General features: G+C 63.2%; 29 protein-coding genes. 20 read left to right on the top strand and 9 right to left on the bottom strand.

Annotated elements, in window-relative coordinates; genetic code table 11:
- Positions 1–33: 33 nt before the first annotated feature.
- Genes mpl through ABE528_RS06750 form a run of 3 tightly spaced genes read left to right on the top strand, consistent with a single transcriptional unit; the run spans position 34 to position 2,293 of the window.
- Complete coding sequence (gene mpl / locus ABE528_RS06760) at positions 34–1,383, top strand: UDP-N-acetylmuramate:L-alanyl-gamma-D-glutamyl-meso-diaminopimelate ligase (protein ID WP_346652513.1); 1,350 nt, start codon at positions 34–36, stop codon at positions 1,381–1,383.
- Positions 1,380–2,009 carry a flavin prenyltransferase UbiX gene (gene ubiX, locus ABE528_RS06755; protein ID WP_346652512.1) on the top strand — a complete coding sequence of 210 codons (630 nt, stop codon included), beginning with the start codon at positions 1,380–1,382 and terminating at the stop codon, positions 2,007–2,009. The genes mpl and ubiX overlap by 4 nt, the downstream gene beginning before the upstream one ends.
- Entirely contained in the window at positions 2,006–2,293 is a 288-nt protein-coding gene (locus ABE528_RS06750) for a YceK/YidQ family lipoprotein (RefSeq protein ID WP_152956240.1), read from the top strand. Before ubiX ends, ABE528_RS06750 begins: the two co-directional genes overlap by 4 nt.
- 3 nt (positions 2,294–2,296) lie before the next feature.
- Here ABE528_RS06750 and ABE528_RS06745 read toward each other — a convergent pair whose 3' ends face one another.
- From ABE528_RS06745 to ABE528_RS06735, 3 genes are all read right to left on the bottom strand, one after another.
- Positions 2,297–2,941 carry an oxidoreductase gene (locus ABE528_RS06745; RefSeq protein ID WP_152956239.1) on the bottom strand — a complete coding sequence of 215 codons (645 nt, stop codon included), beginning with the start codon at positions 2,939–2,941 and terminating at the stop codon, positions 2,297–2,299.
- Positions 2,942–2,968: 27 nt separating this feature from the next.
- Positions 2,969–4,702, bottom strand: a complete 1,734-nt coding sequence (locus ABE528_RS06740) for a C13 family peptidase (RefSeq protein ID WP_152956238.1) — start codon at positions 4,700–4,702, stop codon at positions 2,969–2,971.
- 120 nt (positions 4,703–4,822) lie between these two features.
- Complete coding sequence (locus tag ABE528_RS06735; protein WP_152956237.1) at positions 4,823–5,278, bottom strand: MaoC family dehydratase; 456 nt, start codon at positions 5,276–5,278, stop codon at positions 4,823–4,825.
- Positions 5,279–5,420: 142 nt separating this feature from the next.
- Here ABE528_RS06735 and ABE528_RS06730 point away from each other — a divergent pair, with 142 nt between their 5' ends.
- Genes ABE528_RS06730 through ABE528_RS06720 form a run of 3 tightly spaced genes read left to right on the top strand, consistent with a single transcriptional unit; the run spans position 5,421 to position 7,099 of the window.
- Positions 5,421–5,786 carry a CidA/LrgA family protein gene (locus tag ABE528_RS06730; protein ID WP_346652511.1) on the top strand — a complete coding sequence of 122 codons (366 nt, stop codon included), beginning with the start codon at positions 5,421–5,423 and terminating at the stop codon, positions 5,784–5,786.
- A 2-nt stretch (positions 5,787–5,788) separates the two neighbouring features.
- Positions 5,789–6,499, top strand: coding sequence for an LrgB family protein (locus ABE528_RS06725; protein ID WP_178120070.1), 711 nt, complete (start codon positions 5,789–5,791; stop codon positions 6,497–6,499).
- A gap of 9 nt (positions 6,500–6,508) precedes the next feature.
- Complete coding sequence (locus ABE528_RS06720) at positions 6,509–7,099, top strand: LON peptidase substrate-binding domain-containing protein (RefSeq protein WP_152956235.1); 591 nt, start codon at positions 6,509–6,511, stop codon at positions 7,097–7,099.
- A 67-nt stretch (positions 7,100–7,166) separates the two neighbouring features.
- Here the strand turns inward: ABE528_RS06720 and ABE528_RS06715 are convergent, their stop codons facing one another.
- Positions 7,167–8,483: a bifunctional DedA family/phosphatase PAP2 family protein gene (locus ABE528_RS06715; protein WP_346652510.1), complete on the bottom strand. Its 1,317-nt coding sequence runs from the start codon at positions 8,481–8,483 to the stop codon at positions 7,167–7,169.
- 3 nt (positions 8,484–8,486) lie between these two features.
- Positions 8,487–9,176 carry a DNA-3-methyladenine glycosylase gene (locus ABE528_RS06710; protein WP_346652509.1) on the bottom strand — a complete coding sequence of 230 codons (690 nt, stop codon included), beginning with the start codon at positions 9,174–9,176 and terminating at the stop codon, positions 8,487–8,489.
- A 226-nt stretch (positions 9,177–9,402) separates the two neighbouring features.
- Between ABE528_RS06710 and ABE528_RS06705 the strand changes: the two genes are divergently transcribed.
- The 14 genes from ABE528_RS06705 (at position 9,403) to ABE528_RS06640 (ending at position 23,413) form a co-directional block, all read left to right on the top strand.
- Positions 9,403–10,878 carry a hypothetical protein gene (locus ABE528_RS06705; RefSeq protein ID WP_346652508.1) on the top strand — a complete coding sequence of 492 codons (1,476 nt, stop codon included), beginning with the start codon at positions 9,403–9,405 and terminating at the stop codon, positions 10,876–10,878.
- A 175-nt stretch (positions 10,879–11,053) separates the two neighbouring features.
- A complete protein-coding gene (locus ABE528_RS06700) occupies positions 11,054–12,325 on the top strand; it encodes a glutamate-5-semialdehyde dehydrogenase (protein WP_346652507.1) in 1,272 nt (423 codons plus the stop codon).
- Between the two features lies 1 nt (position 12,326).
- Positions 12,327–12,986, top strand: coding sequence for a nicotinate-nucleotide adenylyltransferase (gene nadD / locus ABE528_RS06695; protein ID WP_152956230.1), 660 nt, complete (start codon positions 12,327–12,329; stop codon positions 12,984–12,986).
- Between the two features lie 44 nt (positions 12,987–13,030).
- On the top strand, positions 13,031–13,453 hold the full coding sequence (gene rsfS / locus ABE528_RS06690) for a ribosome silencing factor (protein ID WP_152956229.1): 423 nt from the start codon (positions 13,031–13,033) through the stop codon (positions 13,451–13,453).
- Between the two features lie 9 nt (positions 13,454–13,462).
- Positions 13,463–13,930: a 23S rRNA (pseudouridine(1915)-N(3))-methyltransferase RlmH gene (gene rlmH / locus ABE528_RS06685; protein ID WP_060479215.1), complete on the top strand. Its 468-nt coding sequence runs from the start codon at positions 13,463–13,465 to the stop codon at positions 13,928–13,930.
- A 16-nt stretch (positions 13,931–13,946) separates the two neighbouring features.
- The gene (gene mrdA, locus ABE528_RS06680) at positions 13,947–15,836 is read left to right on the top strand and encodes a penicillin-binding protein 2 (protein ID WP_346652506.1); all 1,890 of its coding nucleotides are present in this window, start codon (positions 13,947–13,949) and stop codon (positions 15,834–15,836) included.
- A gap of 38 nt (positions 15,837–15,874) precedes the next feature.
- The gene (gene rodA, locus ABE528_RS06675) at positions 15,875–16,978 is read left to right on the top strand and encodes a rod shape-determining protein RodA (protein ID WP_177408561.1); all 1,104 of its coding nucleotides are present in this window, start codon (positions 15,875–15,877) and stop codon (positions 16,976–16,978) included.
- Positions 16,979–16,995: 17 nt separating this feature from the next.
- The gene (mltB, locus tag ABE528_RS06670; RefSeq protein WP_346652505.1) at positions 16,996–18,006 is read left to right on the top strand and encodes a lytic murein transglycosylase B; all 1,011 of its coding nucleotides are present in this window, start codon (positions 16,996–16,998) and stop codon (positions 18,004–18,006) included.
- Positions 18,006–19,007: a septal ring lytic transglycosylase RlpA family protein gene (locus ABE528_RS06665; RefSeq protein ID WP_346652504.1), complete on the top strand. Its 1,002-nt coding sequence runs from the start codon at positions 18,006–18,008 to the stop codon at positions 19,005–19,007. The genes mltB and ABE528_RS06665 overlap by 1 nt, the downstream gene beginning before the upstream one ends.
- Positions 19,008–19,216: 209 nt before the next feature.
- Positions 19,217–20,377: a D-alanyl-D-alanine carboxypeptidase family protein gene (locus ABE528_RS06660; RefSeq protein WP_152956225.1), complete on the top strand. Its 1,161-nt coding sequence runs from the start codon at positions 19,217–19,219 to the stop codon at positions 20,375–20,377.
- 73 nt (positions 20,378–20,450) lie between these two features.
- Positions 20,451–20,726: a DUF493 domain-containing protein gene (locus ABE528_RS06655; RefSeq protein WP_003249736.1), complete on the top strand. Its 276-nt coding sequence runs from the start codon at positions 20,451–20,453 to the stop codon at positions 20,724–20,726.
- Positions 20,726–21,373, top strand: a complete 648-nt coding sequence (lipB, locus tag ABE528_RS06650) for a lipoyl(octanoyl) transferase LipB (RefSeq protein ID WP_152956224.1) — start codon at positions 20,726–20,728, stop codon at positions 21,371–21,373. Before ABE528_RS06655 ends, lipB begins: the two co-directional genes overlap by 1 nt.
- Positions 21,374–21,375: 2 nt before the next feature.
- Positions 21,376–22,392 (top strand): lipoyl synthase, encoded by a 1,017-nt coding sequence (lipA, locus tag ABE528_RS06645; protein ID WP_060479209.1) that lies wholly within the window; start codon positions 21,376–21,378, stop codon positions 22,390–22,392.
- Between the two features lie 82 nt (positions 22,393–22,474).
- On the top strand, positions 22,475–23,413 hold the full coding sequence (locus ABE528_RS06640) for an LD-carboxypeptidase (RefSeq protein ID WP_346652503.1): 939 nt from the start codon (positions 22,475–22,477) through the stop codon (positions 23,411–23,413).
- Between the two features lie 33 nt (positions 23,414–23,446).
- On the opposite strand, the gene ABE528_RS06635 is transcribed toward ABE528_RS06640, so the two are convergent.
- From ABE528_RS06635 to lptE, 4 genes are all read right to left on the bottom strand, one after another.
- Positions 23,447–24,763, bottom strand: a complete 1,317-nt coding sequence (locus ABE528_RS06635) for a lytic murein transglycosylase (RefSeq protein ID WP_152956222.1) — start codon at positions 24,761–24,763, stop codon at positions 23,447–23,449.
- A gap of 60 nt (positions 24,764–24,823) precedes the next feature.
- Entirely contained in the window at positions 24,824–24,988 is a 165-nt protein-coding gene (gene arfA / locus ABE528_RS06630) for an alternative ribosome rescue factor ArfA (protein WP_009685838.1), read from the bottom strand.
- A 111-nt stretch (positions 24,989–25,099) separates the two neighbouring features.
- Complete coding sequence (holA, locus tag ABE528_RS06625) at positions 25,100–26,137, bottom strand: DNA polymerase III subunit delta (RefSeq protein WP_346652502.1); 1,038 nt, start codon at positions 26,135–26,137, stop codon at positions 25,100–25,102.
- A 37-nt stretch (positions 26,138–26,174) separates the two neighbouring features.
- On the bottom strand, positions 26,175–26,780 hold the full coding sequence (gene lptE / locus ABE528_RS06620; protein WP_152956220.1) for an LPS assembly lipoprotein LptE: 606 nt from the start codon (positions 26,778–26,780) through the stop codon (positions 26,175–26,177).
- Positions 26,781–26,816: the final 36 nt, after the last annotated feature.

The following is a 26,816-nucleotide window of genomic DNA, read 5'->3' as shown; positions in this document are numbered from 1 at the left end:
GCTACCCTGCCTCGAAGTTTTGCGAGGTCGACCATGCATATTCATATTCTCGGTATTTGCGGCACTTTCATGGGCTCGCTGGCCGTACTGGCCAAAGAGCTCGGCCACCGCGTCACCGGTTCCGACGCCAACGTCTATCCGCCGATGAGCACCCAGCTCGAAGCCCAGGGCATCGAGCTGACCCAGGGCTACGACCCTGCTCAATTGGACCCTGCACCTGATCTGGTGGTGATCGGCAACGCCATGTCGCGGGGCAACCCGGCGGTGGAGTATGTGCTGAACAAGGGCCTGCCTTATGTGTCTGGCCCGCAGTGGCTGGCCGACCACGTGCTGCAGGGCCGCTGGGTCCTGGCCGTGGCGGGCACCCACGGCAAGACCACCACCAGCAGCATGCTGGCCTGGGTGCTGGAGCATGCCGGCATGAGCCCGGGCTTCCTGATCGGCGGCGTGCCGCAGAACTTCTCGGTGTCGGCGCGCCTGGGCGGCACGCCGTTCTTCGTGGTCGAGGCCGACGAATACGACAGCGCCTTCTTCGACAAGCGTTCGAAGTTCGTGCATTACCACCCGCGCACCGCGATCCTCAACAACCTCGAGTTCGATCACGCGGACATCTTCCCTGACCTGGCGTCCATCGAGCGGCAGTTCCACCACCTGGTGCGGACCATTCCGAGCGAAGGCCTGGTGATTCACCCGACCACCGAGCAGGCGCTGGAGCGCGTGATCGGGATGGGCTGCTGGACCCCGGTGCAGACCACCGGTGAAGGTGGCCAGTGGCAAGCGCGCCTGCTCAGCGCCGACGGCTCGCGTTTCGAGGTGCTGTTCGAAGGTGAAGTGCAGGGTGTGGTGGACTGGGCCCTGACCGGCCAGCACAACGTCGCCAACGCCCTCGCCACGCTGGCCGCTGCCCGTCATGTAGGCGTGGTGCCAGCCATGGGCATCGATGGCCTGAGCGCGTTCAAGAGCGTCAAACGGCGTATGGAGAAGGTCGCCGAAGTCCAGGGCGTGACCATCTACGACGATTTCGCCCACCACCCGACCGCCATTGCCACCACCCTCGACGGCCTGCGCAAGCGTGTTGGCGAAGCACCGGTGATCGCCATCATCGAGCCGCGCTCCAACTCCATGAAGCTGGGGGCCCATCGTGACGGTCTGCCGGAGAGCGTCAACGACGCCGACCAGGTGGTCTGGTACGCACCCGCCAACCTGGGTTGGGACCTGGCTGCCACGGCGGCGCAATGCAAGGTGCCAAGCGTGGTTGCCGACAGCCTCGACGCGATCATCGAGCGGGTCAAAGGCCAGGCACGCCCGGGCACCCATGTGGTGATCATGAGCAACGGCGGCTTCGGCGGCCTGCACGGCAAGCTGGCCGAGGCCTTGAAGTGAGCGGACCGGAGCGTATCACCCTGGCCATGACCGGCGCCTCCGGCGTGCACTATGGCCTGCGTCTGCTCGATTGCCTGGTGCGCGAAGACCGTGAGGTGCATTTCCTCATCTCCAAGGCCGCGCAACTGGTGATGGCCACCGAGACCGACGTGCTGCTGCCGGCCAAGCCGCAGGCCATGCAGGCGTTTCTCACCGAATACACCGGAGCGGCCGATGGGCAGATCCGTGTGTACGGCAAGGAAGACTGGATGTCACCGGTGGCCTCGGGCTCCGGTGCGCCAGCCGCGATGGTGGTAGTGCCGTGTTCGACCGGTACCTTGTCGGCAATCGCCACCGGTGCCTGCAACAACCTGATCGAGCGGGCCGCCGACGTTACCCTCAAGGAGCGTCGGCAGTTGATCCTGGTGCCGCGCGAGGCACCGTTCTCGACCATTCACCTGGAGAACATGCTCAAGTTGTCGCAGATGGGCGCAGTGATCCTGCCGGCGGCACCGGGGTTTTATCACCAGCCGCAGACCATCGATGACCTGATCGACTTCGTCGTGGCGCGCATTCTCAACCTGCTGAACATTCCGCAGGACATGTTGCCGCGCTGGGGCGAGCATCATTTCGGGGCTGACGATTGAGGCGTTTGCTGGCCGGCTTGCTGGCGGCAAGCCTGCTCGGCGGCTGCGCCACGGTGCGCACGCTGGATGCCAACAAACCAGGGGCGCCGGTGGTGTATGCCGGAACCCGGCTGGACCTGTATGTGATCAACGGCGGGTGCTGCCCCAAGGATCGCTACGGGGCTGAGGCGCCGGCTTATCCGCACCTGGACCTGCCGGGCAGCATGCTGCTGGATACGCTGTTCCTGCCGCTGTCGTTGCTGACCGCGGCAGGCATAGGGTTTCAGGCTACAGGCGGCTTGTAGGGGCTATTTCTTGCCGAGTTTGCGCAACTCGTCGGACTCGATGACCCGAATGCCGTCCTCTTCCTCCAGCGCCAGGCGCCACAGTGCCCGAGCCAGGGTGCAGGCTTCGATCCCGCGGTATTTACCGGGCATCAACTTCGAAAATGGCGATGCCAGCTTCTCGCCGAGCCGCGGTTGTATCCGTTCACCCAGCAGCAGCGACGGCCGCACGATGGTCAGTTGTGGCCAGTCCTGAGCCTTGAGCGCTTCTTCCATCTCGCCCTTGACCCGGTTGTAGAAAATCGGTGACTTGGGGTCGGCCCCAATCGCGCTGACCACCAACAGATGCCGCGCCCCCATTTCCCGTGCACGCTTGCTGAAGGCGACGACCATGTCCAGGTCGACGGCGCGAAACGCCTGCTCCGAGCCCGCCTGCTTGAGGGTGGTACCCAGGCAGCAGTAGGCAATATCGACCCGACCGGCCAGTTGCGGGAGAAACACCGCCGGGTCGCCCACCGGGTTCTCCAGGTGAGGGTGTTCGGCCAGTGGCCGACGGGTCGGTGCCAGTACGCGACTGATGGTGGGTTCGTTGAGCAGGCGGTCGAGCAAGTGCTCGCCGGTAAGGCCGGTGGCTCCGGCAAGCAGGACATGCTGAGGCGTCAAGTACATGATGTCTCTCCCTTGTTACACACAAGCTTAGCGGCTGGCAGGCGTTTTTGCCTGTTCCTCGGCCTTGGCCTGTGCTGCATTACGCAAGGCTTCTTCGGCCTGTTGCCGACGCAGTTGCTGCCAATGTGCCAGTACTGCGGGCGGCGCCCAGATTTGCGGCTCGGAGGCTTCGAAACCTTCCCTTCGTTCTCTTTCGGCAACGCTGGTACGCGCCAGTTCAAACGCTTGTTTCAGGTCGTCGGTCTGGTTCAGGGCCTCGGCGAACAGGGCGTCGCCGAAGTAGGTAAAGTCAGCTTCTTCCGAGCAACCGAACGATACCCGGTCGGCACGTGCCGCGGTCATGATCACCGTGCGATCATCCTTGAGCGGGGCGATGTAGCCGCCGGAATAGCAGGCTGAGATGACAATGACCTTGTCGCGGTCCTTGAGTGGCGCCAGGGCACTGGCCAGTTCGTCGGCGGACAGGTCGGCCAGTTGCAGGCGTGGCTGGTCGAGCACCAGTTGGTGGTCCTGGCTGCCGTGGCTGGTCAGATAGATGAAGATCAGGTCTTCCGGGCCGCTGCGCTCGGCCAGGGTGCGGGCGGCGCGCGTGAGGTTCTCGCGGGTGGCCATGGGGCGGGTGGCCATCTGGTCGCGGTGGTTGACCAGGGTGACCTGGCCGCGGGCACCGAAACGTACCTTGAGCATGTTGCTGACATAATCGGCTTCGCGCAGGAACACGCTTTGCTGGCCATCGCCGGCCAGTACCAGGCTGTACAACTGGATGGGCGACGCCGAGCGCGGTATCCGGGCCAGTGCGTCATCGAGCAGGCGGCCCTGGTTGAGCAGGGCCAGGTCCAGCGGGTCGGGCAGCAGTTTGCCCTTCTGGTCACGTACGCGCACGCCATTGGCCCAGGTGCCGCTTTCGACCTTGCCATTGGCCAGGGTCAGCGTGCCATGGCCGTGGTAGGCATCGTTGTCGAAACCGCCGACGTACCTGCTGCCGTCAGGCAGCTGCAGGCTGCCTTGGCCGGACAGGTGCCAGTCGAGGAAGGTGCCTTTGTAGTGGCTGCCATCGCTGCCGAGCATTTCACCTTCGCCGATCAGCGAACCGTCCTTGAAGTTGCCGATCCACACGTCGCCGTCGGCATTTTCGTAGCGGCCGCGGCCTTCCAGGCGGTTGTCCTTGAACTCGCCGATGTATTGCTCGCCATCGACGCTGTCGTAGGTGCCGCTGCCTTGCAGCTGGCCATCGACGAAACGGCCGCTGAACTGGTTGCCGCTGGCATCGCTGCGCACGCCGGCGCCATTGGGTTTGCCTTTGGCGAACAAGCCTTGGTAGCGGCTGCCGTCGGCCATTTCCAGCTCGCCTGCACCTTCGTACTGGTCGTCCTTGAACTGGCCGCGGTAGGTCTGGTCGGCCTGCTTGAGGCTACCTTCACCGTCCCGCCGACCGTGGCTGAACGTGCCGGCATAGTGGCTGCCCGGGGTGGTCAGGTCGCCCAGGCCGTGAAACAGCCCTTTGTCGAACTGGCCACGGTAGATCTCGCCATTGCTGCCGTGCCACTCGCCCTGGCCGTGCCACTGGCCGTCCTTGAAGCTGCCGGCGTACCAACTGCCGTTGGGGTAGTCGATGCGTCCCTCGCCCTGCAGCAACCCATCGACCACCTGGCCCCGGTAGCGGCCACCGTCGGGCAGGCGCGCGTCGGGCGGGGACAACGACTCGCCATCGCCACAGGCAGCGAGCATCAGGGTCAGTGCGAGGGGGAGCAGTGCACGCATGGCGGAATCCGGGCAAAAAGTCTCCCGAGTATGCCGCAGAATAGGGGGCGGAGGTATCTGTGATCCAATCGAAATCGGTGTGTGCCTCTTCGCAGGCTTGCCGGCGAAGAGGCCTGGTCATCAGACGAAGCAGAGCGAGAGGGGTTCGGCGATGTAGGCCGGCTTCTCTTCGCCTTCGATCTCCAGAGTAGCGGTGGCCTTGAGCAGCCATTGCCCCGGCTTCTTCTCGATTACCTCAGTCAGGTCGACCTTCAGGCGCACCTGGCTGTCGACTTTCACCGGCTGAATGAAGCGCACGCTGTCCAGCCCGTAATTGACCACCATCTTCACACCCTCAGGCAGCACCAGGATATCCAGCATCAGCATGGGGATCAGCGACAAGGTCAGGAAACCATGGGCGATGGTGGTGCCGAACGGGGTTTTCGCCGCCTTTTCCGGGTCGACATGGATGAACTGGAAATCGCCGGTGGCTTCGGCGAACAGGTTGATGCGCTGCTGGTCGATCTTCAGCCAGTCGGAACGTCCCAGCTCCTTTCCAACGTACTGCGACAGCTCGTTAACCGGTACATAGGGCATGGCGACTCTCCAAGGTTGTCATTTGGTACGAGAGTGCAAGATCAGCACGGCGAACCGTTTCAGTCAAGATGCCCGCTTTTAGGCGAATATCGGCTTATGGGCAGCGCGTGCTTATAATGGCCGCCACCTGAAGGAGATCCTTATGCTGTTGCGTGGTTTGACCTGGCTGGTGCTGTTTCAACTGCTGGGTACGGCGCTCAATCACTTGTACGTGCCGATTCTGCCGGGGCCGATCATCGGCCTGTTGCTGCTGCTGTTTTTCCTCATGGCCCGTGGCGAAGTCGGCAAGCCGCTGAGTGAGGCCGCCGGTAGCCTGCTGCGCTACTTGCCACTGCTGCTGGTGCCTCCGGCGGTGGGGGTGATGGTCTATGCCAAGGACATTGCCGCAGACTTCTGGGCGATTGCCGGTGCGTTGCTGATTTCCTGCCTGGTGACCCTGGTGTTCGTCGGCCTGCTGATGCAGAAGCTCATCGACCGTCAACATGGCAAGCGCGAGGAGCAGCCATGATCCTGGACTGGCAAGGAGCGCTCGACGCCGTCATCCACCACCCGTTGTTCGGCATCGGTATCACCCTGGGCGCTTACCAGATCGTGCTGGCAGCCTATGAAAAGACCCGCTGGATCTTCCTGCAGCCGGTATTGGTATCGATGCTGCTGGTGATTGGCGTGCTGCTGACCTGCGGCATCAGCTACGCCGAATACCGCAAGAGCACCGAGATCATGAACATCCTCCTCGGCCCCGCCACCGTGGCCCTGGCAGTGCCGCTCTACCTCAACCTGCGGCGTATCCGGCAACTGTTCTGGCCGACATTTACTACGCTGGTAATCGGAGGCCTGTTCGCAACGGTCTGCTGCCTGCTGCTGGGCTGGTGGTTCGGTGCCGAACACATGATCCTGATGACCATGGCGCCGAAATCGGTCACTTCGCCGATCGCCATGCTGGTGGCTGAACAGATTGGTGGCGTGGCGGCGTTGGCGGCCGTATTCGTATTGATTACTGGCGTGATCGGGGCGATCTTTGGCCCGGCGCTGCTGACCCGCTTGGGTGTGCACAGCCCGGAGGCGCGGGGTATGTCGCTGGGTGTGACGGCTCACGCCGTGGGCACTTCGGTGGCCTTGCAGGAAAGTGACGAGTGCGGCGCTTTTGCCGCGCTGGCGATGAGCCTGATGGGGGTGGCCACGGCGGTGTTCCTGCCGTTGGCGGTCAGCCTGGTGGCTTGAGGAGTTGTGATGACGCTACCGCTGTTTCCCCTCAATACCGTGTTGTTTCCCGGTTGCCTGCTGGATCTGCAGATCTTCGAGGCGCGCTACCTGGACATGATTGGCCGCTGCATGAAGCAGGGCACTGGCTTTGGCGTGGTGTGCATCGTCGAAGGCGAGCAGGTCGGCAAGGCGCCGCCGGTGGTGGCCTCGATTGGCTGCGAGGCGGTGATCCGTGACTTCGTTCAGCAAGACAACGGTTTGCTGGGCATTCGTGTGGAAGGTGTCCGTCGCTTCGAGCTGAGCCAGACCGAGGTGCAGAAGGACCAGTTACTGGTGGGCGAGGTGCATTGGCTGGCGGAGCAGCCGGACAGCCCGCTCACCGAGCATGACGATGACCTCCTGGCGCTGCTGGTGGCCCTGGGCGAGCACCCGATGGTCGAGGCACTGGACATGCCGCGGGAGGTCGACGGGCGCCAGGCTCTGGCCAACCAGCTGGCCTATCTGCTGCCGTTCATGGAAGAGGACAAGCTGGACTTGCTGGCAATCGACTCGCCGGCGCAGCGGCTGGAAGAGATCCAGAAGCTGCTGGAGCGGATTCAGGGTGAGTTGTTTGCCTGATTGAACTCAATGGCCTGCACTGGCCTCTTCGCGCCGAACCGCCGCGAAGAGGCCGGTGCAGGCTAAATCAATACTGGTAGCGAAGCAGCGCGTCGGGCAATGCATGCATGGCAAAGAACGCCAGCAACGCGATACACGCCGGCAACACCAGCCACCAAACTTTCTGCGGCAGTGCCGTCAGCGGCTGTCGATGCTGCACCAGCGTCAGGCTCAGCGCACACACGCAACAGGCCAGCAAGGCCCCGGCCATGATGTCGGTCGGCCAATGCGCGCCCAGATACACCCGCGACAAGGCGATCGCCAGTGCCGGAATGCAGCCCAGCATCACCCAGGTCAGGCGCATGCGCGGCGGCATGCCGCGACCTGCCAGTACCGCCAAGGTCAGGAAGAATGCAAACGATGCCGAGCTATGCCCGCTGGGCATGCTGTAGCTGGTCAGTGGGTCGGTCAGCACTTCTGGCCTTGCCCGGGCGAACAACCATTTCAGTGAGCCGTTGGCCAGCGCGGTGCCCATCAATGCACCGCCGGCAAACACGGCATGGCGCCACTGACGGGCCAGCAGTAGCAAACCGGTCAGCAAGCCGCCGAGGAAGAACTGCGTCTTGAAGTCGCCAAGCCGTGTCACCAGCACCACGGTGCCATCAATGGCCTGGCTGCGGTGTTCCTGGACCAGTGTCATGATCCCTTGGTCAAACTCGTGCAGGTAGGGCCAGCCGAGAAACAGGCCTGTCAGGGCGATGAAACTCAGGCCGGCGATCAGCCGGGTGCCGTGACGCTGGTCACGGATACTGCTGTTCAGGCTCAGGCCAATCAGCACCGCCAGGGTGCCGACAATGATCCCGGCATCCAGCCAGAAACCTTCCGGCAAGGGCAGGCGCATGGCCGCACCGGTGGCCCAGCCTGGCAGCAGGTAAGCCACTGACCAGCCAGCACCGGCCACCAGGCTGACGGCGATGAAGCGCGGCAGCGGCATGTCGAACATCCCGGCGACCATCGGCAGCATCGGCCGCAGCGGGCCGATGAAGCGGCCGACCAGCAGGCTGGCGATGCCGTAGCGCTGGAAGTAGGCCTCGGCGCTGCCGATCCATTCCGGGTGGTGGCGCAGCAGCGGCAAGCGGCGGATGTTCTGGTGGAAATACTTGCCGATGGTGTACGACAACGCGTCACCGAGCAGGCCACCGAGGAACCCCAGCAGCAGGGTTTCTCCCAAGGTAAATGCACCACTACCAGCCAGCACGGCAACCGCGAACAGCAGCACCGTGCCTGGCACGATAATGCCGGCGATGGCCAGGCATTCCACGCAAGCCACCAGGAAAATCGCCAGGCCAAGCCACTGGGGGTTGGCGCTGAGCCAGCCGGTCAGGCTGTCGAGCCATTGGCCCATGTTTCAGCTTCCTTGTTCGAGGATGAAAAAGTCTTGCCCTTCGACTTGGCCCCGTCGCAGCGGGTTCCGGGTGCAGAAGCGGGCGAATTCGGCATCGACGAAGCGGTACGGCAGGTGCTCGTCGCGCCCGTGGGGGATGCCCAGGCGTGCCGCCTGGATCACCCGTGGCACGGCAATGCCGCAGTCTTCGACGTACAGGCGTTCGGGGTCGAAGCGTTGTGCGTCCCAGTGCGGCACTTTCAGGCCCATGGCCTTGCACAGCAAGGTCTGCCCGGCGCACAGGCGCTCGGGCGGGCGCAGGTTGCCGCTGGCATCGGGGTTGTTCAGTTGCATCTGCGCCAGGCTGTTGGCATCAGAGATGGCATCGACCCACGGGTAGGCCGACTTGATCAGTACCGCGTTACCCGGGCCCTGGGCGCTGAAGTTGAGCGAGTCGCCACCGCGGGCGTAATACATGTAGATATGGCCGCCATCGAGGAACAGTGCCTTGCGCTTCTCCGTGTAGCCGAGTGAGGCGTGGCTACCTTTGTCGGTCAGGTAATAGGCCTCGGTCTCGATGATGCGTGCGGCGAGCCAAAGATTGCCATGACGGTGGCGAATGATCTTGCCCAGCAGATCCCTGGCCAATTGCTGGGCATCGCGGTTGAAGAAAGCAGCGCTCAGAGCGCCAGACGAGCGGGTCGTGGTCGACATGGGGGCTTCGAAATCAGTTTCGCCCGATCATAACAATCGGCGGGCAAGCGGGGCGAGTCCCGTCGGGTAACCTGATATTTTTGCCAGTTTCACGCGGGCGCGAAGACTGGGACGCTGGGCATCACTCGCAACGGACCGGAAGCACCAAGCAATGAGTGGACCTGCAGATAGGGGTAAGTCTTCGCCAGTAACCGCACTCCCAGATCTCAAAGGCTGGCAGGCGCGTATGGACATCGATTTCAAGCTGCTCAACAGATTGTGGGCGGCTCAACGCAGGGCGCCACAGCATGCGGCGGACGTGGTGGCGCTGGAGTCGGTGGTGACGCCAGGGAAAACGTGGAGGTGGTTTGTCGGAGAAATATCGTCCCCTTGGTATTCATTTTACGAGGATGGCAGATTCGAGCTGGTGGTGGGTCGGGATATCAGCAATGAAACAAATATCACGCTGAGTGTGAATGAGCGGCAAGGTGCTTTCAGGGAAATACTTACCATCGAGTCCAGTTCGACAGTTCAGCGCACGCTGTGCCAGGCGTTTCCGCTGGAAGGGGCACGAATAGGCTTTTCGGGCGGTTATTATCGCTTGTCCAATACCCAGCCGACCCATTATGTAGTGAGGTCGGGCGATGCGACCCGATATCCGCGTGAGGCGGAGATGTTTCTACCCTATCTCAAAGGGGATGGCAAAGGCTGGCGCACGTTGAGCCTGGCACGTGAAAAATCGGGGTTGGCTGAAACCCTGACTGGGTATTTCCGCCGTGTGGATGCCGTCAATGTCACCCTGTTCCTTCATCGAGAGGGGAAGCCGGCTGGCAAGCTATCGCTGAACGCTGGTGCTGATGCAACAGGCGGCATGTTCAGCCCGCCTTATGTTGGTTGGAATGAGTTTCTGCTGGCCTACTACAGCATCGACTTGCTGCTACCGTTGCCGCCACGAGGCGATATGGCCGGCGTGCTGGCGCTATTGGCGCCGCGTTCACGCGTGGAGAAATTGAGATCCGCTGTCGCGGGGATCGATATCTGGGCTGAAGTAGCCACGCTGGCGTCAGTGAACGAAGCCAATACCCCTGAAGTGCCGGACAGCACAGTGCCAGGCTTGAATCCAGTGCTCCATGTCATTTCGAGGGGGGACGCGAAAATAGAGCTTTTCGAGGCGACCGGTGGCACGTCCGTGCAATGGCATATGAACGAGGGGGCACTGGGTGAGCTCGACTCTGCAGGCGGCAGGCATTGGTACGTACCGCCCAAGGACCTGGACGCTGCGATCGCTTACGAAGAGGATGAGAAGTTGGAAGGGCTGAGCGTGAGGAAGAGTGCGGTCAGCGATCCCCTTGTCGTTGATACTGTCACTGCCTCGTTGTCGGGCGGTGAAGGTGCTGATGCTGCCTTCCTCGTCCACAACATAAAGCAGACTCACTACTTTCGAATGTCGAAGGAAGCTGGCCGCCTGAAGCTTGCGCTGTATTACAAGGACCAACACTCGAAAGAAGTTCTCGTTCCGGATGCTGATATCGAATGGCGCGTTGTCAGCGGTAATGGTCACGTCTCACAGAATGGGACATTCGTTCCCGCCCTGTTGGCACCTTCCGCATTCACGACCCTCCTGGCTATCGAGCATGACGACAGGCGCTGGTATTGGGCCTGCATCACGATTCCTTTGCCGATGGTTTCGGTCGATCAGCTGCTCGACATGTTTTCGGCCTGAAACGAATACGGCAGACCGCCCGCGCTTAAATTGGAGGTGGTCTGCAGCAAGCGTTTGGCGTTAACTCGTAATACCTTTTCTCAATCTTCCTATACCATCCCTCCCCCACTGCTGGGCGTATAGCTGCGCGGCAGTTATAATCAGCCGATTTCCCCTTCGCCAAGACACCGAACCCATGACTGAGTCCGTTCTTGACTACATGACCCGCCTGGGTCACGCCGCGCGCCAGGCTTCCCGCGTCATCGCACGTGCCAGCACCGCGCAGAAGAACCGCGCCCTGCAGGCCGCTGCCGATGCGCTGGATGCTGCGCGCGCCGAGCTTGCCGCAGCCAACGAACTGGACCTGGCCACCGGCCGTGCCAATGGCCTGGAGCCAGCGCTGCTCGATCGCCTGGCGCTGACCCCGGCGCGCATCGACGGCATGATCACCGGGCTGCGTCAGGTTGCAAGCCTGCCTGACCCGGTCGGTGCCATCCGCGACATGAGCTACCGCCCGTCGGGCATCCAGGTCGGCAAGATGCGCGTGCCACTGGGGGTGATCGGGATCATCTATGAGTCGCGCCCGAACGTGACTATCGATGCCGCGAGCTTGTGCCTGAAGTCGGGCAACGCCACTATTCTTCGCGGCGGCTCCGAGGCCATCCACTCCAATCGCGCCATCGCCATCTGCATCCAGCGTGGCCTGGCCGAAGCCGGCCTGCCGGCTGCCGTGGTGCAGGTGGTCGAGACCACTGACCGCGAGGCCGTTGGCGCGCTGATCAGCATGCCCGAGTTCGTCGATGTCATCGTGCCGCGCGGCGGCCGTGGCCTGATCGAGCGCATCAGCCGCGATGCCCGCGTGCCGGTCATCAAGCACCTGGACGGCATCTGCCACGTCTATGTGGCCGAGCACGCCGATCTGGACAAGGCCTGGCGCGTGGCATTCAACGCCAAGACCTACCGCTACGGCATCTGCGGCGCGATGGAAACCCTGCTGGTCGACCAGCGTGTGGCCGAAGGCTTCCTGCCGGAAATGGCCCGCCGCTTCCAGGAGAAGGGCGTCGAACTGCGTGGCTGCGAGCGTACCCGTGCGCTGATCGAGGCCAAGCCGGCCACTGAAGACGACTGGCACACCGAGTACCTCGACGCGATCCTGTCGATTCGCGTCGTTGAAGGCCTGGACCAGGCCATCGAGCACATCAACCAGTACGGCTCGCACCACACCGACTCGATCATCACCGAGCACCAGGGTCAGGCCCGCCAGTTCATGGCCGAGGTCGATTCGGCATCGGTGATGCTCAACACCCCGACCTGCTTCGCCGATGGCTTCGAATATGGCCTGGGCGCGGAGATCGGCATTTCCACCGACAAGCTGCACGCCCGCGGCCCGGTCGGCCTGGAAGGCCTGACCTGCGAGAAGTACGTGGTGATCGGTGACGGCCAGCTGCGTGGCCAGGAGTCCTGCTGAGTTGAGCAAGGCCCAGGCAGTCCGGCGCATCGGCATTCTTGGCGGTACCTTCGACCCCGTGCACATCGGTCACCTGCGCAGCGCGCTGGAAGTGGCCGAGTTCATGGCGCTCGATGAGCTGCGCCTGTTGCCCAACGCCCGCCCGCCACACCGCGATACCCCGCAGGTGGCGGCGCATGACCGCCTGGCCATGGTCCGTGAAGCGGTGCAGGGTGTCGATTGCCTGAGCGTCGATGCCCGCGAGCTTGAACGCGACAAACCGTCGTACACCATCGACACGCTGGAGTCGATTCGCGCCGAGTTGGGTGCCGACGACCAGCTGTTCCTGGTACTGGGTTGGGATGCCTTTTGCGGCCTGCCCACCTGGCACCGCTGGGAAGAACTGCTGCAACACTGTCACATCCTGGTGCTGCAACGCCCGGATGCCGACGTTGAACCCCCTGACGAGTTGCGCAACCTCCTGGCTGCGCGCTCGGAGAGCGATCCCACCGCCATGTCCGGCCCGGCGGGGAATATTTCGTTCGTCTGGCAGACGCCGCTCGCGGTGTCGGCTACACAGATCCGACAGCTGCTGGCCAGCGGCAAATCGGTGAGGTTCCTGGTGCCGGACGCCGTACTGGCCTACATCGAGGCGCACGAACTGTATCGTGCCCCTAACTGACGGTGCCCCAGGGCGCCTCATCCAAACGAGTTGAAGAGTTTTATATGAGCAAGCAGAAAATCAATGGCGAAGCACTGGTCAAATTGACCATCAGCGCCCTGGAAGACGTCAAGGCCCAGGACATCCAGGTCATCGACGTGCGCGAGAAGCACAGCCTGACCGACTACATGATCATTGCCACCGGTACCTCCAACCGCCAGATCAACGCGATGCTGGAAAAGGTCCGTGAAACGGTCAAGAAAGAGGGCGCGCAGCCTCTGGGTGAAGAAGGCAAGGGCGACAGCGACTGGGTGCTGCTGGACCTGAACGACGTCATCGTGCACATGATGACCGCTGCTGCCCGTCAGTTCTACGACCTGGAGCGCCTGTGGCTGGGCGCCGAACAGAGCCGTGCGGCCGATGCCAAGCACCACAGCCCGGAAAACGCCAGCGACTACTTCACCGACAAACTCAAAGACCGAGAGTAAGGAAGCGTCGTGCGTCTGCGCCTGATCGCGGTCGGCTCGCGCATGCCCAAGTGGGTCGAGGAAGGCTGGCATGAATATGCCAAGCGCCTGCCCCAGGAGCTGTCGCTCGAGCTGGTGGAAATCCCGCTGAACACCCGTGGCAAGAATGCCGACGTCGCCCGCCTGATCCGTCAGGAGGGCGAGGCCATGCTGAGCAAGGTTCAGCCTGGGGAACGCATCGTCACCCTCGAGGTCCATGGCAAGCCTTGGAGTACCGAGCAGCTGGCGAGCGAGCTGGACCGCTGGCGCCTGGACTCGCGCACGGTGAATTTGATGGTGGGCGGCCCGGAGGGGCTGGCGCCTGAGGTCTGCGCGCGCGCCGAGCAACGCTGGTCGCTGTCGCCGCTGACCCTGCCGCACCCGTTGGTAAGGATACTCATCGGCGAGCAGATCTACCGCGCCTGGACGGTATTGTCCGGGCACCCTTACCACAAATGAGCCTGTAAGCAGTCCGATGTCGCAGCCGATCCGTCTCAAGGACCACGAGAAAGACGCCCGCCTGGTGCGTAACCGCGTCGTGGTCGGCGCGGTGGCGGTCATGCTGCTCATCTGCGTGCTGGTCGCGCGGCTGTACTACCTGCAGATCATCCAGTACGACTATCACTCGACGCTGTCGGAGAACAACCGGGTGCATGTGCAGCCGATTCCGCCGACTCGCGGGCTGATCTTCGACCGCAACGGGGTGATCGTCGCCGACAACCGGCCTAGCTTCAGTCTGTCAATGACCCGCGAACGTGCGGGTAACTGGCAGGAAGTGCTGGATACCATCGTCGAAGTGCTGGAGCTCACGCCCGATGACCGGGCACTGTTCGAAAAGCGCATGAAGCAGGGGCGTCGGCCGTTCGAGCCGGTGCCGATCCTGTTCGAGCTGAACGAAGAGCAGATCGCCCGCGTGGCGGTCAACCAGTTCCGCCTGCCGGGGGTTGAAGTGGTCGCCCAGTTGGTGCGCCACTACCCACAGGGTGCGCACTTCGCTCATTCGGTCGGTTATGTTGGGCGGATCAACGAAAAAGAGCTGAAAACCCTCGATCCGGTGAACTACAGCGGCACCCACCATATTGGCAAGACCGGCATCGAACGCTTCTACGAGCCCGAGTTGCACGGTCAGGTCGGTTACGAGGAAGTCGAGACCAACGCCCGGGGCCGTGTGCTGCGGGTGCTCAAGCGCACCGACCCGAAGCCGGGCAAGGACATCGTGCTGAGCCTCGACATCAAGCTGCAGGAAGCCGCCGAGGCCGCCCTGGGTGGCCGGCGCGGCGCGGTGGTGGCGCTCGACCCGCGTACCGGTGAGGTGCTGGCAATGGTCAGCCAGCCGAGCTTCGACCCCAACCTGTTCGTCACCGGCATCAGCTTCAAGGCCTATGCCGAGCTGCGCGACTCGATCGACCGGCCACTGTTCAACCGCGTGCTGCGCGGCCTGTACCCGCCGGGTTCGACCATCAAGCCGGCGGTGGCCATTGCCGGCCTCGACAGCGGGGTGGTCAGCGCCAGCAGCCGGGTATTTGACCCGGGCTACTACCAGTTGCCCAACTACGACCACAAATACCGTAACTGGAACCGCACCGGTGACGGCTGGGTCGACCTGGACACCGCGATCATGCGCTCCAACGACACCTACTTCTACGACCTTGCCCACAAGATGGGTATTGATCGGCTGTCCAGTTACATGAACAAGTTCGGCATCGGCCAGAAGGTTGCCCTCGACATGTTCGAGGAGTCGCCCGGGCTGATGCCGTCGCGCGAGTGGAAGCGCGCCACCCGTCGCCAGGCCTGGTTCCCGGGTGAAACGCTGATTCTCGGCATCGGCCAGGGCTACATGCAGGCCACGCCGCTGCAGCTGGCCCAGGCCACTGCACTGATCGCCAACAAGGGCGTGTGGAACCGTCCGCACCTGGCCAAGACCATCGAGGGCCAGCCGCCGGTGGACCCCAACCCCATGGAGGACATCGTCCTGCGCGACAAGTCCGACTGGGCCAAGGTTACCCACGGCATGGAGCAGGTGATGCACAACGCCCGCGGCACCGCGCGCAAGGCGGCAACCGGTGCCCAGTACCGCATCGCCGGCAAGAGCGGTACCGCCCAGGTGGTGGCGATCAAGCAAGGCGAGAAGTACGACCGCAACAAACTCCAGGAGCGCCACCGCGACCACGCGCTGTTCGTGGCCTTTGCCCCGGCCGACGATCCGAAGATCGTGGTCTCGGTGATGGTCGAGAACGGTGAGTCCGGCTCTGGCGTCGCTGCGCCAGTGGTGCGGCAGATCATGGATGCCTGGCTGCTCGACGAGAGCGGCCGGCTGAAAAGCGAATTCGCGCCCGCCACCGTCGCCCAGGAAACGGCCCAGTGAAGAACAATTTCGATCGCATGCTCTCCAGCGAGGACGTGATGCGTCGACGCGCCAGCTTCCTGCAGCGCATCCACATCGACGGCCCCTTGCTGATCATCCTGCTGACCCTCGCGGCCGGCAGCCTGTTCGTCCTCTATTCGGCCAGTGGCAAGAACTGGGACCTGCTGCTCAAGCAGGCCACCTCGTTCGGCATCGGCCTGGTCTCGATGTTCGTCATCGCCCAGCTGGAGCCGCGCTTCATGGCCCGCTGGGTGCCGCTGGCGTATCTGGTCGGGGTGTTCCTGCTGGTGGTGGTGGACGTCATGGGCCACAACGCGATGGGCGCCACACGCTGGATCAACATCCCCGGGGTGATCCGCTTCCAGCCCTCGGAATTCCTCAAGATCATCATGCCGGCGACCATCGCCTGGTACCTGTCCAAGCGCACCTTGCCGCCGCACCTGAAACACGTGGCAATAAGCCTGGTGTTGATCGGCGTGCCGTTCATTCTTATCGTCCGTCAGCCTGACCTGGGCACGGCGCTGCTGATTCTTGCCTCCGGTGCATTCGTGCTGTTCATGGGTGGCCTGCGCTGGCGCTGGATCCTCAGCGTGCTGGCGGCGGCCGTGCCGGTAGCGGTGGCGATGTGGTTTTTCGTGATGCACGACTACCAGAAGCAGCGGGTACTGACCTTCCTCGACCCGGAAAGCGACCCGCTGGGTACCGGCTGGAACATCATCCAGTCGAAGGCCGCCATCGGCTCCGGTGGCGTGTTCGGCAAGGGCTGGCTGCTGGGTACCCAGTCGCACCTGGACTTCCTGCCCGAGAGCCACACCGACTTCATCATTGCGGTGCTTGGCGAGGAGTTCGGCCTGGTCGGCATCTGCCTGCTGCTGATCGTCTACCTGCTGCTGATCGGCCGCGGCCTGATGATCACCGCGCAGGCGCAGACCCTGTTCGGCAAGCTGCTGGCGGGCAGCCTGACCATGACCTTCTTTGTTTATGTGTTCGTCAATATTGGTATGGTCAGCGGCCTGTTGCCTGTGGTGGGTGTGCCGCTGCCCTTCATTAGCTATGGCGGAACTTCGTTGGTGACGCTGCTGTCAGCGTTTGGCGTTCTGATGTCGATCCACACGCACCGCAAATGGATCGCGCAGGTTTGAATAAGGTGAAGAATTTCATGCAAGCAGTGCGTAACTGGGCTGCCCGTTGTGCGCCGTGGATCGGCGCGGTGGGCCTGTTCGGCGCTGTACAGCTGGCCCAGGCCGGCGACTACGACGGCTCGCCGCAGGTGACCGAGTTCGTTCTCCAGATGAGCCGCGACTACGGCTTTGCCCCCGAGCAATTGAACGGTGTATTCCGTGAGGTGCAGCGCAAGCAGTCGATCCTCGACGCCATCTCGCGCCCGGCCGAACGGGTCAAGCCGTGGAAGGAATACCGGCCGATGTTCATCACTGACGCGCGCATTGCCCGTGGTGTGGATTTCTGGCGCCAGCACGAGGCGGTGCTGGCCCGAGCCGAGCAAGAATATGGCGTGCCGGCGCAGTACATCGTCGCGATCATCGGCGTGGAGACCTTCTTCGGTCGCAACACCGGCAACTACCGGGTGATCGATGCCTTGTCGACCCTGGCCTTCGATTACCCGCCGCGTGCCGAATTCTTCCGCAAGGAGCTGCGCGAATTCCTCCTGCTGGCCCGTGACGAGCAGATCGACCCGCTCAACCTCAAGGGTTCCTACGCCGGCGCCATGGGCCTGCCGCAGTTCATGCCGAGCAGCTTCCGCAACTACGCGGTGGACTTCGACGGTGACGGCCACATCAATATCTGGAACAACCCCGACGATGCCATCGGCAGCGTGGCCAGCTACTTCAAGCGCCATGGCTGGGTGGCCGGCGAGGGCGTGGTCAGCCGCGCCCAGGTCAGTGGGACGCGGGTTGACGAGGGCGTCACCACTGGAATCGAGCCGGTCAAGACAGTCGGGGAGTTGCGGGCGCTGGGCTGGTCGAGCCATGATGCGCTGCGCGATGATCTGCCGGTGACTGCTTTCCGCCTGGAAGGCGACAACGGCCCCGAGTACTGGATGGGCCTGAAGAATTTCTACGCGATCACTCGCTACAACCGCAGCGTGATGTATGCCATGGCGGTGCATCAGCTTGCCGAGCAGCTGGTCCAGGTACGGGGTGTCAAGTAATGCGTGCAATCTTCTCTGCCAACACCTTCAAACTGCTGACCTGCATGACCGTTGGCGTGCTGCTGGTCAGCTGTTCCTCCAGCCGCCCGACCCCCCAGGGCGGCGGCAACGTAGTCCGCTCGCAGCCTGGCCTGGATATCAACCGGGCACACAAGGACGGCGCGCCGTGGTGGGACGTGGACGTCAACAAGATCCCTGACGCCACGCCAACCGTGCACACCGGTGCCTACAAGGCCAACCCCTATACCGTGCTGGGCAAGACCTACTACCCGATGCAGGACGCGCGCAACTACCGCGCCGAGGGCACCGCATCGTGGTATGGCACCAAGTTCCACGGGCAGAACACCGCCAACGGCGAGCTCTATGACCTGTACGGCATGAGCGCGGCGCACAAGACCCTGCCACTGCCGGCCTACGTGCGGGTGACCAACCTGGCCAACGGCCGCAGCGTGATCCTGCGCGTCAACGACCGTGGCCCGTTCTACTCCGACCGCATCATCGACCTGTCCTACGCGGCGGCGAAGAAGCTCGGTTACGCCGAGATCGGTACCGCTCACGTGCGCGTTGAAGGCATCGACCCGCAGCAATGGTGGGCGCAGAAAGGCCAGCAGCCGCCGTTGATGCTCAAGGAGCCGCAGGTTGCCCAGACCCAGGCGATCCCGGCCAGTACTGGTCGCGTCGAGCAATGGACCCCGCCACCGCAGCAACACGCGGCGCCGGTGGTGCCGGTGCAGGTGGCTGGCAACAACGTAGCGGCCGGCGGTGCTGGCAACGTTCTCCAGGTGGGCGCCTTCGCCAACCCGGATGCCGCCGAACTGCTGCGTTCCAAGCTCAGTACCATGGTCAGCGCGCCGGTGTTCATCAGCTCCATCGTGCGTAACCAGCAAACCCTGCATCGTGTGCGCCTGGGGCCGTTCAGCAGCCAGGGCGAGATCCAGCAGGCACAGGACAGCATTCGCCTGGCGAACCTTGGCCAGGCCAAGCTGGTCACAGCTGACTGACAGTTCTTGTGGGGGCCTTGCCCCCCACAAACTGTCGGTTTTGTCATGAATTGCCGGCCCCGGCCATGTACAATGTCGGCTTTTGCCCGCAGCGACATAAAGCCGCAGTTCGTGGGCCAGGCCGACGGCCACAAAAACTAGACTGACTGGCGCTGGGCACACGATGTGGCCCAGGGAACATCAGACCATTAGCGATTTTCGAGAGACGGATGAACATCACCAACCTTGCCAAACGACTTTGCCTGCCCGTACTGCTGATGCTCACGCCTGCTGCCTTCGCAGCAGAGCAGATGATGCCGGCGCCACCGCAACTGGCAGCCAAGTCCTACGTACTCATGGACGCGTCCAGCGGCAACGTGCTGGTCGAGAACAACGGTGACGAGCGCCTGCCACCAGCCAGCCTGACCAAGCTGATGACCGCCTACATCGCCACCGTCGACATCCGTCGTGGCCAGATCGGCGAGAACGACCCGGTCACCGTCAGCGAAAACGCCTGGCGTACCGGCGGTTCGCGCATGTTCATCAAGGTCGGTAGCCAGGTCACCGTCAGCGACCTGCTGCATGGCATCATCATCCAGTCGGGCAACGATGCCTCGGTCGCCCTGTCCGAGCACATCGCCGGCAGCGAAGACGCCTTCGCCGACATGATGAACAAGACCGCTGCCGAACTGGGCATGTCCAACAGCCACTTCATGAACCCGACCGGCCTGCCGAACCCGGAGCACTACTCCTCGGCTCACGACATGGCCCTGCTGGCCCGCGCGATCATCACCATCGACCCGGCCCACTACGCCATCTACTCGCAGAAAGAGTTCTTCTGGAACAACATCAAGCAGCCGAACCGCAACCTGCTGCTGTGGCGTGACAAGACCGTCGACGGTCTGAAAACCGGCCACACCGAAGAAGCCGGCTACTGCATGGTGGCTTCGGCCGTTCGTGATGGCCAGCGCCTGATCGCCGTGGTGTTCGGCACCAACAGCGAGCAAGCCCGTGCTGCCGAGACCCAGAAGCTGCTGACCTACGGTTTCCGCTTCTTCGAAACCCAGACCTTCTACCAGAAGGGCACCGAGCTGACCCAGGCTCCGGTCTGGAAGGGCGCTACCAGTCAAGTCAAGGCTGGCCTGGCCAACGACCTGACCATGACTATGCCTAAAGGCCAATTGAAGCGCCTGCAGGCTTCGATGACCATGAACCCGCAGCTCACCGCACCGATCGCCAAAGGTGACGTGATCGGCAAAGTGGAAGTCAAACTGGACGAGAACGTGGTTCACAGCGCCGACCTGATCGCCCTCGATGGCGTCGAGGAAGGTGGTTTCTTCCGCCGTATGTGGGATAGCATCCGTCTATTCTTCTACGGGTTGTTCAACTGATACGTGACCTGCAAGCCCCCGCGCATCCTGCGGGGGCGTTGTTGTTGCCACGGCTTACGAGGCCGTTTCCGCCATGAGCGAACCTGACGTCAAGTCGCACAAAATCGAATTCCCCTGCGACGATTACCCGATCAAGGTAATCGGCGACACCGTTGTCGGCTTCAAGGACACGGTAATCGAGATCCTGAGCAAGCACGCGAAGGTCGACCTTTCCACCCTGGCCGAGCGCCAGAGCAAGGAAGGCAAATACACCACCGTGCAATTGCACATCGTCGCTGAAAGCGAGAACCAGCTGCACGACATCAACAGTGCCCTGCGTGCCACCGGCATCGTGAAAATGGTGCTCTGATGTCGCGTTGCCTCGGTATTCGCGAGCTTGGCCTGCAGCCCTATGAACCGGTGCTGGAGGCCATGCGGCGCTTCACCGAGCAGCGAAGCCCGGACAGCCAGGACGAAATCTGGCTGGTCGAGCACCCCGCGGTCTTCACCCAGGGCCAGGCCGGCAAGGCCGAGCACCTGCTGGTGCCAGGCGATATTCCGGTGGTGCAGACCGACCGCGGCGGCCAGGTGACCTACCATGGCCCCGGGCAGCTGGTGGCCTACCTGCTGCTGGACGTGCGCCGCCTGGGCTTTGGCGTGCGCGAGCTGGTCAGCCGTATCGAGCAGACCCTGATCGACTTGCTCGCCAGCTACGGTGTCAACGCCGTGGCCAAGCCCGATGCGCCGGGTGTCTATGTCGACGGAGCGAAAATCGCCTCCCTCGGCCTGCGAATCCGCAACGGCCGTTCCTTCCACGGCCTTGCTCTGAACGTGGACATGGACCTGGCTCCATTCCGCCGAATCAACCCCTGTGGGTATGCGGGGCTGGCCATGACCCAGTTGCGCGACCTGGCAGGTCCGATCGAACTCGACGAGGTCAGGACAAGGCTGCGCGGACAGCTGGTCAGGCACCTCGACTATGCTGAGCAGACGACCCTTACGGGCGGAATCGACTGAATATGACAACTGTGCAAGAAGCCGTGCCGAACCTGACACCTACCCAGGATGCCACCGCGCGCCCAGCGCCGAAGAAAGTGGAAGCCGGGGTAAAACTGCGTGGCGCCGAAAAGGTTGCGCGTATCCCGGTGAAGATCATCCCCACCGACGAACTGCCGAAAAAGCCTGACTGGATCCGCGTGCGCATCCCGGTATCCCCGGAAGTCGACCGCATCAAGCAGCTGCTGCGCAAGCACAAGCTGCACAGCGTGTGCGAAGAGGCGTCCTGCCCGAACCTGGGCGAGTGCTTCTCCGGTGGCACCGCGACCTTCATGATCATGGGCGACATCTGCACCCGTCGCTGCCCGTTCTGCGACGTCGGCCACGGTCGGCCGAAGCCGCTGGACCTGGACGAGCCGAAGAACCTGGCCGTGGCCATCGCCGACCTGCGCCTGAAGTACGTGGTGATCACCTCGGTTGACCGCGATGACCTGCGTGACGGCGGTGCCCAGCACTTCGCCGACTGCATTCGCGAAATCCGTGCATTGTCGCCTGGCGTGCAGCTGGAGACGCTGGTCCCCGACTACCGCGGCCGCATGGACGTCGCCCTGGAAATCACCGCACAGACGCCGCCAGATGTGTTCAACCACAACCTGGAAACCGTACCGCGCCTGTACAAGGCCGCGCGTCCCGGTTCGGACTACGACTGGTCGCTGGACCTGCTGCAGAAGTTCAAGCAGATGGTTCCGCATGTACCGACCAAGTCGGGCCTGATGCTCGGCCTGGGCGAGACCGACGAGGAAGTGATCGAGGTGATGCACCGCATGCGCGAGCACGACATCGACATGCTGACCCTCGGCCAGTACCTGCAGCCGTCGCGCAGCCACCTGCCGGTACAGCGTTTTGTCCACCCGGACACCTTCGCCTGGTTCGCCGAGGAAGGCTACAAGATGGGCTTCAAGAACGTCGCTTCCGGCCCGTTGGTACGTTCGTCGTACCATGCCGACCAGCAGGCTCACGAAGCCAAGATCAAGCTCTGATCCGAGCTTGAGTTGAACATGCCGATGCACGCTGAGAGGCGGCATCGGCATTTTTGTTTTTGCTGTCTAGACAGGAGCTGCGATGAATTGCGCTGAAACCACGGAATCCCGTTTGCCCAGGGCACTGGCGGAGAATGCCTGCTTCGCCATCGTCGCTCCGGCCGGGCCGGCACGACTGGATGCGCAGAAGGCTGGCCAGTGGTTCGCCGAGCGTGGCTACCGCTGCCGGATCTACCCGGGCGTTCATGAGGCTAAGGGATACCTGGCCGGTAGCGATGAGCAGCGCCTGCACGACCTGCATGCGGCATTTGCCGATCCCGAGGTCGACGCGATCCTGTGCATGCGCGGTGGTTATGGCAGCATGCGCCTGCTCGATCGGCTCGATTTCGAGCTGATCCGCCGCAACCCCAAGCCGCTGATCGGCTACAGCGACATCACCGCGCTGCACACGGCGATATACCAGCGTACCGGGCTGCTCACTTTCCACGGCGCGATGCTCAATGCCGACCTGTTGGGCGCCAAGTTGCAGCCGACCGAGTCATCGCTGCTGGCGCAACTGGGCGGGCTGTTGGGGGAGGGGGATGAAATTGTCCATCCGGCTGATTTCGCCTTGAACTGCGTTGTGCCTGGGGCTGCCAGCGGGCGCCTGCTCGGTGGCAATCTGTCGATGCTGAGCGCGACCCTTGGGACGGTAGCGGAGATTGATACGCAGGGCTGCATCCTGTTCATCGAAGACGTCAACGAGCCGCTTTATCGGGTGGACCGGTTGCTGACCCACTTGCGCCTGGCAGGCAAGCTGGAGGGCATCAAGGGCGTGCTGGTGGGGGATTTTGCCGGGATTACCGTAGCAGCGTTGGCGCCGCTGCTGGAAGAGACTTTTGGGCCGCTGTGCGTGCCGGTGCTGGCCGGGTGGCGCAGCGGGCATTGTGACCCGAATGTGTGCTTGCCGCTGGGGGCCTGGGTGAGGCTGGACAGTGAGCGGCAGACACTGGTGTTGGGCCAGGACCTGTTCAAGCTTTGAGACCGCCGGGGCCGCCAAGCGGCCCCAATGACCTCAGCGCTGACGCAGGCTATCGAGCAGCTTGTGGGTCGGATAGCCATCCGCCGGCCATCCCAGCCCCTGCTGGGCATTACGGATGGCCTTGCGGGTATTGGCCCCGATGATGCCATCCGGGTTGCCCGCCTCATGCCCCTTGGCATTCAACAAGTTCTGCAACTCCATCCGCTCGCTGCGGCTCAATGGCAGGTCTTCCTTCGGCCAGCTGCCGCTGATGAAGCCCCAGCCCGAGAAGCGATCACCCAGCAGGCTCACTGCCAAGGCATAGGACGACGAGTTGTTGTACTTGAGGATCGCGCGGAAGTTGTCCAGCACCAGGAACGCCGGCCCACGGGCGCCAGCCGGCAACAGCAGGGCCGCCGACAGCTCATTGCTGCCCGCTGGCAGCTGGGTACCTGCCGGCAGTTTCACGCCCATCTGCAACCATTCGTAGACCGGCTTGCGCAGCGCGCCATCGGCCTGCCAATAGTCGAAGCCTGCTGGCACCTGCACTTCGAAGCCCCACGGCTGGCCATGCTTCCAGCCCGAGCTTTGCAGGTAGTTGGCTGTCGAGGCCAGGGCATCGGGTGTGCTGTTCCAGATATCACGGCGGCCGTCACCGTCGAAGTCCACCGCATAAGTGTTGTAGGTGGTCGGGATGAACTGGGTCTGGCCCATGGCGCCGGCCCACGAACCACGCATGGACTCAGGCTGGATATCGCCATGCTGGATGATCTGCAGGGCGGCGATCAGCTGGTCCTGGGCGAACTGTGGACGGCGCCCTTCATAGGCCAGGGTAGCCAGCGAGCGGATCACTGACTTGCTGCCCTGGAACTGGCCGAAGTTGCTTTCCATGCCCCACACCGCGACCAGCGCCTGGCGGTCGACGCCATAGCGCTGCTCGATGCGGGCCAGCAGTTCGGTGTTCTGTTCCAGCAACTTTTTGCCGTTGCGCACGCGCAGGGGCGACAGCGCGCCATCAAGGTATTCCCACACCGGGCGGGTGAATTCGGGCTGACTGCGGTCGGCCTTGATCACGTCCATGTCTGGCGTGACGCCGAGAAACGCACGGTCGAAGGTGTTCGACGCGATGCCGGCCTGCAGTGCCTGCTGGCGGAAACCGGCTTGCCATTGGGCGAAGGTTTGCAGGGGCTGGATTTCAGTGCTGACGTCGGGCGTGGCGCCAGGCAGGGTAACGACCGGGGCGGGCTGGGCAGGGGCCAGCGGCAGGGCGTCGGCGGCGGTAGGTTTTTCCGCGCAGGCGACGAGCAGGATGAAGCTGGAGGCCGCGAGTACCTGGCGGGAATTCCAACGGGGGAGAAGACTCAAGAGCATGCACAGATCCAGAATTGCAGGTCAGGTGCCGACCATACCATGCCTGCGCTTGCGATGCTTTCATGCGGCTAAAAAGTAAGAAGCCTCCCAATCTCTCGATTGGAAGGCTTCGCGGCGGTAGCTGCCTTTGCCCTTCTCTGGTTGTTCCTGGCGGCAGCGGAACAGTGGTTGGGCGATGATCGACTTGGCCTTGTTGGGGCCGTGTTTTTTCGGCTTTTTGCTCATGGCGGGGTTCCCTGCTTGGATGGCTTTCGGGGCGGACTTTAGGGCTTGAGGCAGGGTGGGGCCAATTGATTGTATATATGGCTGAGGTCCTGGGGCGCCAAGCGGCCCCAGCTATTGCGAAGGAAGTACCAATCGCTGGCCGGCCATCAACAGCGCCAATCGCGACAAGCCGGTCCAGGGCGAGCCTTCGGCCTGCCCCTTGATCTGCGCATCGATACGCTGGGCATCCTGCAGCAGTTGCGCCCAACGCTGCGCCGAGAGGCGCTGCAGGGCCTTGCTGACCAGTGGTCGGCGTTTGTCCCACACTGGTGGGCGCGCCTGGCTGAAAGCCTTGTCCAGCGGCACACCTTGGCTGAACTGTTGCGCAAGCCCGGCCAGCAGGCGCAGTTCACGGGCCAGCGCCCAAAGAATCACCGGCGGCTCCACACCTTCTGCGCGCAGGCCTTCGAGCATGCGCAGGGCATGCGCGGCTTCGCCATTGAGGATGGCATCCACCAGCCCGAAGACATCGAAGCGCGCACTGTCGGCAACTGCCGCCTGCACCGTTTCGACGGTGATCTGGTTGCCGTCTGCCAGCAGCTTGAGCTTTTCGATCTCTTGGGCAGCAGCCAGCAAGTTGCCTTCGACCCGCGCGGCGATCAGGTCGACGGCATCGCGTTGGGCCGACAGCCCGGCCTGGGACAGGCGCTGGTTGATCCACTGGGGCAATTGCTGGGCATCGACCGGCCAGATCTGGATGAACTGGCAGTGGGCACCTTCGATCAGGGCCTTGCCCCACTTGGTCTTCTGCGCGCTGCCATCGAGCTTGGGCAAGCTGATCAGCAGCAGGGTGTCTTCGGCGGGCCTGGCGCAGTACTCCATGAGCGCCGCAGCGCCCTTGTCACCGGGCTTGCCCGAAGGCAAGCGCAGCTCCAGCAGGCGCCGCTGGGCGAACAGCGACAAGCTGGCGCCCGCTTGCAGCAAGGTGCCCCAGTCGAAGTTGGCGTCGGCGCTGAACACCTGGCGTTCGTCAAAACCCTGCTGGCGCGCCGCATTGCGAATGGCGTCGGCGGCTTCCTGGCACAGCAGTGGGTCGTCGCCGCTGACCACGTAGACCGGGGCCAGGCTGCCTTGCAGGTGCTTGTTGAGTTGGGCGGGGGCGAGCTTCATGGGGAGCAGGCGGGGCACCGAAGTGCCCCGCTCGGGCTTAGTTGCCCGGGACTTCCAGAGGCGACTGCTGCGGCGTTTCCGCCTGCTGGCGGCGCGCTGCCTCCAGTGCATCGGCTTCGGCCTTGGCACGTGCGTCTGCCTTGCGTTGCAGCTCATCAAGCTGCGCAGGGCTCAGCAGTTGCAGGCGCGCGACCATCGACTGCACCAGGTCGCGACGCATCTCTTCGCGCGAGCGCTGGGCTTCCTGATCGGAGCCGTTGATGTTGGAGCCGTCACGCACGTAGACCTTGCGTACTTCTACCTTGTCGCTCAGCAGTTCGAGGTTGTTCAGGCCCAGGATGCTGTAGTTGAGCGTGGTGGTGAGTTCATACTCGGCAGTGCGGTTACCACCGGTATAGCTGGCCGAGCGCGAGTTTTCCTGCTCGTTGGTCAGTACCAGGCGATAAGGTGCGCCGGCGTGCACATTGACGCCACTGCGCTCAAGTACCTGGCGCAATTGCACCACGGTCTGGCCGTAGGCGTTGCGCGCGCTGACGTCCATCTCCTTGACGCTCAGGGCATTGGTGCCGGTGCCGCGCAGCTGGAAACCGCAGGCGCTGAGCAGGACAGCCAGGCCCATTACCAGCAGATTGCGTTTGATCATGTTGTTGCTCCCTTGTGGGCCGATACCGCCCACCCG

Origin of the sequence: Pseudomonas sp. TWI628, assembly GCF_039673865.1 — a bacterium.
GTDB lineage: Bacteria > Pseudomonadota > Gammaproteobacteria > Pseudomonadales > Pseudomonadaceae > Aquipseudomonas.
This window is presented reverse-complemented; position numbering and strand designations above follow the sequence as displayed.

Coding starts and splice junctions, on each gene's coding strand:
- arfA (WP_009685838.1), bottom strand. CDS start 24,988: ATGAGCAAAAAGCCGAAAAAACACGGCCCCAACAAGGCCAAGTCGATC.
- ABE528_RS06745 (WP_152956239.1), bottom strand. CDS start 2,941: ATGTACTTGACGCCTCAGCATGTCCTGCTTGCCGGAGCCACCGGCCTT.
- holA (WP_346652502.1), bottom strand. CDS start 26,137: ATGAAGCTCGCCCCCGCCCAACTCAACAAGCACCTGCAAGGCAGCCTG.
- mrdA (WP_346652506.1), top strand. CDS start 13,947: ATGTCGCAGCCGATCCGTCTCAAGGACCACGAGAAAGACGCCCGCCTG.
- ABE528_RS06715 (WP_346652510.1), bottom strand. CDS start 8,483: ATGGGCCAATGGCTCGACAGCCTGACCGGCTGGCTCAGCGCCAACCCC.
- mpl (WP_346652513.1), top strand. CDS start 34: ATGCATATTCATATTCTCGGTATTTGCGGCACTTTCATGGGCTCGCTG.
- ABE528_RS06710 (WP_346652509.1), bottom strand. CDS start 9,176: ATGTCGACCACGACCCGCTCGTCTGGCGCTCTGAGCGCTGCTTTCTTC.
- ABE528_RS06660 (WP_152956225.1), top strand. CDS start 19,217: ATGAACATCACCAACCTTGCCAAACGACTTTGCCTGCCCGTACTGCTG.
- ABE528_RS06665 (WP_346652504.1), top strand. CDS start 18,006: ATGCGTGCAATCTTCTCTGCCAACACCTTCAAACTGCTGACCTGCATG.
- ABE528_RS06700 (WP_346652507.1), top strand. CDS start 11,054: ATGACTGAGTCCGTTCTTGACTACATGACCCGCCTGGGTCACGCCGCG.
- lipB (WP_152956224.1), top strand. CDS start 20,726: ATGTCGCGTTGCCTCGGTATTCGCGAGCTTGGCCTGCAGCCCTATGAA.
- ABE528_RS06735 (WP_152956237.1), bottom strand. CDS start 5,278: ATGCCCTATGTACCGGTTAACGAGCTGTCGCAGTACGTTGGAAAGGAG.
- ABE528_RS06640 (WP_346652503.1), top strand. CDS start 22,475: ATGAATTGCGCTGAAACCACGGAATCCCGTTTGCCCAGGGCACTGGCG.
- rsfS (WP_152956229.1), top strand. CDS start 13,031: ATGAGCAAGCAGAAAATCAATGGCGAAGCACTGGTCAAATTGACCATC.
- mltB (WP_346652505.1), top strand. CDS start 16,996: ATGCAAGCAGTGCGTAACTGGGCTGCCCGTTGTGCGCCGTGGATCGGC.
- lptE (WP_152956220.1), bottom strand. CDS start 26,780: ATGATCAAACGCAATCTGCTGGTAATGGGCCTGGCTGTCCTGCTCAGC.
- lipA (WP_060479209.1), top strand. CDS start 21,376: ATGACAACTGTGCAAGAAGCCGTGCCGAACCTGACACCTACCCAGGAT.
- ABE528_RS06655 (WP_003249736.1), top strand. CDS start 20,451: ATGAGCGAACCTGACGTCAAGTCGCACAAAATCGAATTCCCCTGCGAC.
- ABE528_RS06720 (WP_152956235.1), top strand. CDS start 6,509: ATGACGCTACCGCTGTTTCCCCTCAATACCGTGTTGTTTCCCGGTTGC.
- ABE528_RS06740 (WP_152956238.1), bottom strand. CDS start 4,702: ATGCGTGCACTGCTCCCCCTCGCACTGACCCTGATGCTCGCTGCCTGT.
- rodA (WP_177408561.1), top strand. CDS start 15,875: ATGCGTCGACGCGCCAGCTTCCTGCAGCGCATCCACATCGACGGCCCC.
- ABE528_RS06730 (WP_346652511.1), top strand. CDS start 5,421: ATGCTGTTGCGTGGTTTGACCTGGCTGGTGCTGTTTCAACTGCTGGGT.
- ABE528_RS06705 (WP_346652508.1), top strand. CDS start 9,403: ATGGACATCGATTTCAAGCTGCTCAACAGATTGTGGGCGGCTCAACGC.
- ABE528_RS06635 (WP_152956222.1), bottom strand. CDS start 24,763: ATGCTCTTGAGTCTTCTCCCCCGTTGGAATTCCCGCCAGGTACTCGCG.